The following is a 6281-nucleotide window of genomic DNA, read 5'->3' as shown; positions in this document are numbered from 1 at the left end:
GGCTAAGGAAGCGCGGCTGGCTGAACTAGAAGCTCAGGGTATTGTTAAAGAGCGAGAGGATGAGGAGAAACTAAAGGCCGAGCGGGTGGTGATAGAACGTAAGGAAAAGATAGAGCAGTTAAAAGGCGAAACCGCAGCACGTGCTTTTGATTCTTCTCAGGCTGAAAAAACGCGGCGGGCGGCTCTCGAGGCCGAGCAGGCGGAAGAATTGGGTAGACATCGTCTGGAGGCTCTTGAGCAGGATGAGGCCATTGAGATGAGGCGGCAGGAATTGAAGCTACGGCGTCAGCAAGCGTCTTTCGAGCAAGAGATGCTGGAGGAAGAGAAGGGTTTAGAAATCGAGCGTGCTCGTAAAGTTATTGCCAATACAATATCTGATGAGAGATTACATGAGGTCTTGATTAAGGAGCTTCCGGAGATAGCATCCAACTTACCGAAGCCTGAAAGTCTTCGTATCTATGGCGGTGGCGAGTCCAATCAGCTTGGACACCTTTTGACCAGTTTAGCTGATACTCTAGAGGGATTTTCTGGTTCTCGGAACCGTTCTGCCTCCCTGGAGTAGAGGCGAAGACTTGACCTTGGAGCGAGTGAACCCCAAGGCATTCTCGTTGTGACGATAAACAATACTCGCTTTAAGCTATACTCTTCTCGTAAATCTCTTTTACCAGCGGCGGCAGAACGAAGGGGTTTCGTTCGTTGTCGCCGGTAAAACTTGGTTTCTTACCACTGGATACTCGCCACATGAAATCTGGATTCTCGTCGTAATCACGGTCGTTCACCCAGCCGCTGTTGACGATTGCATTGCCTTTTTTCTCAATCCAATAGCCGTAGCTTTGTTCAGAGTCATCTTTCTTAAAAAGTTCGGTTTCGTAGAAGGCAATCTTGCCTCCGCTGTAAGAGCCGTTATGTCCGTTGAGCTTGCCGGTATCCATCCACGAAGGAAGTGTGCGGTTTTTCTTGATGGTCGCGTGGTCATAATTATCATTCCACACGTGCGACCCTGGGTCGTGGTCCATAGCAAAGGGGCGATTCTGTCGCAGCCATGCTTTAACTGTTTTATGAAAGAGGGCAGGTGAAAGACTCTCTTTATCTTCACGCACAATATAGTCGATATCGGCTGCTTTGAGGGTGTGTACTTTTCCTTCAGAGTCTTCAATCTTTACGGTCTTAGTCACATCGTTTTTGATAACGTAACCCTGGTTGTGTTCGAAATCTCCAGTACGGAAATCTCTCAGGGCCATGCCTTGGATGGTACCACTTAGAACGGTTCCATCTTTAAGGTTTACTTCATCCGGATTGCCATCGTATCGCGACCCGACATAATCTTCGCGACCTGTTTGACTGCCAGCAATAACGACTAGGAGTCCTTTGATGTCGTTGGGTGTAAAGGTCACACCATCAACGGTGACGCTCTTTGCGGGTTCTTCGAAAATCATACCGGCCAGTGCGACGGCATCACAGCTTCCCCACCAGCTTACATCCATTTCACCGTTCTTCTTACCATTGGTCCCAAACCCACCGAAATCATCGATGAAGTCACGCTTGATGTTGCGGCCAATTTTTCCGTTTCCGGTAAAGTCTACGCCAGTTGTGCGCTCGGCATCTGCTTCTCGGATGGTTGGTTTGCGGATAAAGAATCCGCTGGGGGCTGACGGGTCAGAAAGATAGTTAAGCGCTGGTGTCTTTTCGAAAGCCTTGGCACCCGTTGTGCTACCGCGCTTGCCGAGGAGTGTATCGAATTTATCCAACGCACCTTTGTCTGCCCACAGGTTCTCGGCTGGATTTCCGCCAGCGCTTCGTGTGTGGTTGGCATAGGGCCAGTAGGTTGAAGTCCACACTTTTTTGTCCGATACGAGGTCCCATACTTTGGGGCTATTATTATTCACGCGAGGCATATTGATTCTCCTTGAGGATGCGTAGTCCAATTAGGGTATCGGCCATAGATTACGAATGTTGCGTAAAAAAAGGAGAGACGTTCAACTTGAGCGTTCGATTTTCGGGTGTTCAGGTCAATCGCTTTCGAGTGATTGAGGTAACTCTAAGTGATTATTGGGGACTCTGTTATTGGAGACCGTCCATGAAAACTATTTAGATGCCTCATGGGCCAGGGTATCCGTGGCCTGACGCAGAGCCTTGGCAATAGGTGGCTCACTGTCTGAATGCCCGGCGGCTTCTATGTATTCTAGAGTCACGTTGGCACTCGCGCCAGCACCGAGAAGAGCCGTGCGTAGACGAGCGGCTGCACGCGGTAGGCAGACGGAGTCGTTGCGTCCATGAACAATATGAATGCGGTGGTCCTTAATCTTGCCCACATCATCGAGCAGTTGTCCGCGGCGCATAAAGCCTGCGTTGAGCATGTAGTGAACTTCTAGTGCTGCGAAGGGAACCAGTACTTCAGGTGTTGCCATGACTGACTCAATGCGTTCTTCATTTCTGTGTAAGTGGGAAACGGAGAGTTCATAAGCAACGAAGGCCTTGGCCGCTTCCATTCTTTGGTCAGGGTTCAGAAGGCGGTCTTGATATGCGCCAAGCAGGTTATGCTGCTCGCGGTTCCAGTCTTGGCTGGTGGTTCGAATATGGTCCACATAGGCGGTCCATTCGTCTGGGTAGTGATCTGCGGCACGCCCATTTTGGAATAGAGAGTCCACTTCGTCGGGCAGAAAGGTGAAAATCCCACGAAGGAGCAGTTGATGGACGCGGTCCGGATGTGCTTCGGCGTACGCCAGGGCAAGCGTCGAGCCCCAGCTGCCTCCAAGAACAAGTTGCCAGGCGTCTACTTCGAGAGTCTCACGAAGGGCTTCGATATCTGCAACAAGGTGAGAGGTGGTGTTGTTGCGAAGAGCTGCATCGTAGTTGTCGCTTACGTTGGGAACGCTTTTGCCGGCACCGCGCTGGTCCAAAAGCACAATTCGGTAATGCTTTGGGTTAAAGAATCGCCGAACACGCGGAGAGGTACCGCCGCCAGGGCCGCCATGAAGAAAAAGTGCGGTAGGCCCATCTGGGTTGCCGCTTAATTCGTAGTAGAGCTGGTGCCCGTCACGCTCTAGCATAGCGGTTTTATAGGCTTCGATTTCTGGGTAAAGTCCGTCGTCCATTATTGGCACTCCTGGTTTGCGGTCTTGTTCGAGTTGCTACCACAGACGGGACGTAACCATGAAGGGTAAAGGCTAGGTGAAATCGGAACTCATTAAAAAGACTAAATGTATTGGTGGTTTAGCTCGCGCCGCCGAGATATTTACTGGTAATCTCTGACATCAATGTAAGCATGTGTGGTGGTGAAGTGCTTGACCAATAGCGTTTCAGCGAATAGCAGCCCCCGCATGAACATGGAGAGTATTTCATGAATAATGATGAGTGCGGAACGAGCCCAGAAGACATCCTGTTGCCAGTTCTTGTTGAGGCTCTAAACGAGAGTCCAAAAGATTACCGGTTACGCCGGGGTATGGTGACGGCCATTGGTGAGTTGGGATTTCGCAACCATGCCATCACGGCAGCATGTCATGTGGCTGATGATTTGGTTCATCAGGGTCATATCTTACCAGCACTCCTCGTTTTATGTGGCTCAAGTGATTATCGAGGATTTACGTCGGCACCAATTCAAGAAAGACTGCGTAGTCTTCATGCTGCGAGTTCTGCATCAGATGAAGCCATGGTAGAGCAAATCTTCATCGAAGCCACACCACTTACTCGCAAGGATATTCCTAATCTCGACCCAGAGACGCTTAAAGCCCTATCGGTCGAAGAACAGGTCGGCCGTGTGCTCGGGTTCTTGGCAGAGCCGGCGATTGATAGTTACGAGGGTATTGCTTTACCTATGCCGCTCTTTACGGAAATGCCATGCGAGCACTTTCTTTCGGCAACACCCTATTTAGCATGTGAGTATGTCGCCGCAGGTGAGACCATTATTAAGGCAGGTGAGGATGCGAACTCGGTCTTAATCATCGCGGAGGGTGAGGTGAATGTCACTCTGGACGACAAGAGATTAGCTAGGCTTGGGGCGGGCAGCGTCATCGGAGAGATGGCTTTGTTTACAAGGTGCAAGCGACGGGCAAACGTGATTGCAACCAGCGAGGTGTCCTATATTGAACTCCAGGGTTCGGATGCGCTGGCCTTGTGTGAAAAGAGTGCTACGTTTCAAGAAGACCTTCGCCGGTTTTGTAACAAGCGTATGATTCAAAACCTCATTCGTACATCCCCGTTGTTCGCAAAGTTCGATGTGGGCACCGCGAGTATGCTCGCACAGTCCTTCGTCCAGAAATTATTCTCGAAAGGAGACATTCTTGTTTCCTATGGAGAGCCTCGGAAGGGTCTTTGGCTCATTGCCAACGGTACTGTTGATGTAAGAATGCCAAACACACTGGATGTTTTGAAGAAGGTGGCCACCTTAGAGCAAGGTGATGTTTTTGGTGAGATTTCGCTTATCACTTCAGTGCCGGCAACTGCACAGGTGATGGCGAATTCGGAGGGTTGGGCGTTGTTTCTTGATAAGTCACACTTTGAAGGTTTGATAAAAGAGCACCCTGAACTCTCGGATTACCTTAACGAGGTATGCCGCGAGCGAGTGGGCGGCCATGCTGAATCAAAATCCTTAAAGCCTATCCGTGTGCCAAAGTTAGAAATCGATAATACATTTGGCATGCCAGTGGGCGAGCTTACTTCAAACGAGCGTGAGCCGAATCAGCTGAACTAAAAGCGAGATGCCTGAGTTTTGTAGGTGTAAGTAAAACTTGTAAGGTTGGGTTTAGAAGGTCGGAAGAATGGCAAGCTGCTCTTGAAGCGGTAGCTCTAGAAAGACCTCAAAATCGGCGTAGAATGAATCCGCCGACATTCCAAATGCTTGCTCAAATGCCGTCTCCCAACCAAGGTTTTCTACACTGGGTAAAAATACTTGGAGCAGGGCGTCTTCTCCGGCTCTATATTGGAGATAGGCATTCCCCCATGCTCCCAGTTCATATGCGGCATAGCTGCAAGCATCACCGTAGTCGATCTCGGCAAGCTGCTTACCCGGGCAGTTGTCGTCACGATTTTGTTTGCCGCCAATAAGTTTCCATTCCATCCGTTCGCGAAGTGTTGGGAAACTGGCTCCCTCTGTGGTGAAGAGTTCTCCTTGAGCCCAAAGCTTGGCAGTGGTGTATTCTGCCATAAACTCTGCTCCGCCTTCTACAAACCAAGTAGGTCCCAAAAGCTGGTCGCGCGTGTCGTAGTCCATGGTGAAAATATGAGCGTGCTGCACGGCATGGAAGTATTCGTGGAAGAGCGTTTTGATTTCTTCTTCAGCTATGATTCCCTCGAAGATGCCATCGAATCCAAACGGGTAAGACGAGGTGAAAAGGTGAATGCCCCAGTCTCGGTTACCGTTTCGTCCCATAGAACCCATGGGTGTATTCTCTGCTACGACTTGTTGGCCCAGCGCTAAATAGCTCATAAAGTTGTGGTCGCTGTCAGCGCGCGTGTGATGGTCCATGCACTGGTCTAAGGACCATTGACCAAGCGACTCTCTACGTTCACAAAACTCAGTGATTAAGGCCAGACCAGCTTCTGATTCAGTTCCCAGCACCCAGTATTCCAGTGGCCCGTAGTTGCCCCATGCCTCGGCGGCTTTTTGTAATCCGTGATTGACGCCATCGCGTACCGCTTCGGATAAGTCTGATGCGAAAAATGTTTGGGCCGGATTGTTGCTGAGTTCTCCCCACTGGGTCGGGGTATCTGTATCTGATGGGTCTTGGGTTTCGCCGGTTGTGTTGCTCTCGTCAGTTGTATCACCAACAGTGTCGCTGGTGTTGTTATTCGTGGGTTCTTGGTTCGGCCCATCGTTGCCGGTTTTACTGCACCCCGTTACTGCTAAAAATAGACACAGAAAGATTCGAATCATCGCATGGACTCCGAGCAATGGTCTGGGTCGTTTAATTAAGCGCGAGCTATTGGACATCATTGGCTCCCTGGTTATCCCTTTTGTGGCGGCGCTGCAGAAGCCAGAGCCTATCTAACGGCCTCAGCACGGGCAAGAGAAGCGGCGGACCAAATCACCCAGCCGTCGAACTTCGTAGCAATATAATCTTACCCCAATTATTCGAAACGTTGGTCCATGGTCCGATGACGTTGTCTTTCCTGTATGTTATACTAAATATAATACAGGGGTCCTGTGTCATGCTGGGGTGGCGAGCATGACCGGATGCGCTCTCTAATGTTGAATTGAGTCGATTTCGGTTTACCGTTGGCAAATTTTAGATGTAGAAATCTCTTTATCAGCTACTTTCGTATGGGTAAGCAGAACCGAAGTT

5 protein-coding genes are annotated in these 6281 nt (G+C 50.1%); 2 read left to right on the top strand and 3 right to left on the bottom strand.

The window, feature by feature from the left end:
• Positions 1-562, top strand: a 562-nt coding sequence (locus tag HOK28_20085) for a hypothetical protein (protein ID MBT6435406.1), incomplete at its 5' end; no start/stop codon positions are given.
• Positions 563-632: 70 nt separating this feature from the next.
• Here the strand turns inward: HOK28_20085 and HOK28_20080 are convergent.
• The gene (locus tag HOK28_20080) at positions 633-1895 is read right to left on the bottom strand and encodes a hypothetical protein (GenBank protein MBT6435405.1); all 1263 of its coding nucleotides are present in this window, start codon (positions 1893-1895) and stop codon (positions 633-635) included.
• Between the two features lie 189 nt (positions 1896-2084).
• Entirely contained in the window at positions 2085-3095 is a 1011-nt protein-coding gene (gene pip / locus HOK28_20075) for a prolyl aminopeptidase (GenBank protein ID MBT6435404.1), read from the bottom strand.
• Between the two features lie 245 nt (positions 3096-3340).
• On the opposite strand from pip, the gene HOK28_20070 reads away from it, so the two are divergent.
• Positions 3341-4690, top strand: a complete 1350-nt coding sequence (locus HOK28_20070; GenBank protein MBT6435403.1) for a cyclic nucleotide-binding domain-containing protein — start codon at positions 3341-3343, stop codon at positions 4688-4690.
• A gap of 51 nt (positions 4691-4741) precedes the next feature.
• Here HOK28_20070 and HOK28_20065 read toward each other — a convergent pair whose 3' ends face one another.
• The gene (locus HOK28_20065; protein MBT6435402.1) at positions 4742-5872 is read right to left on the bottom strand and encodes a hypothetical protein; all 1131 of its coding nucleotides are present in this window, start codon (positions 5870-5872) and stop codon (positions 4742-4744) included.
• Positions 5873-6281 lie beyond the last annotated feature (409 nt).

Source organism: Deltaproteobacteria bacterium, assembly GCA_018668695.1.
Classification (GTDB): domain Bacteria; phylum Myxococcota; class XYA12-FULL-58-9; order XYA12-FULL-58-9; family JABJBS01; genus JABJBS01.
Note: the sequence above shows the minus strand (reverse complement) of the source record. Positions and strands in the feature narration are given on the sequence as shown.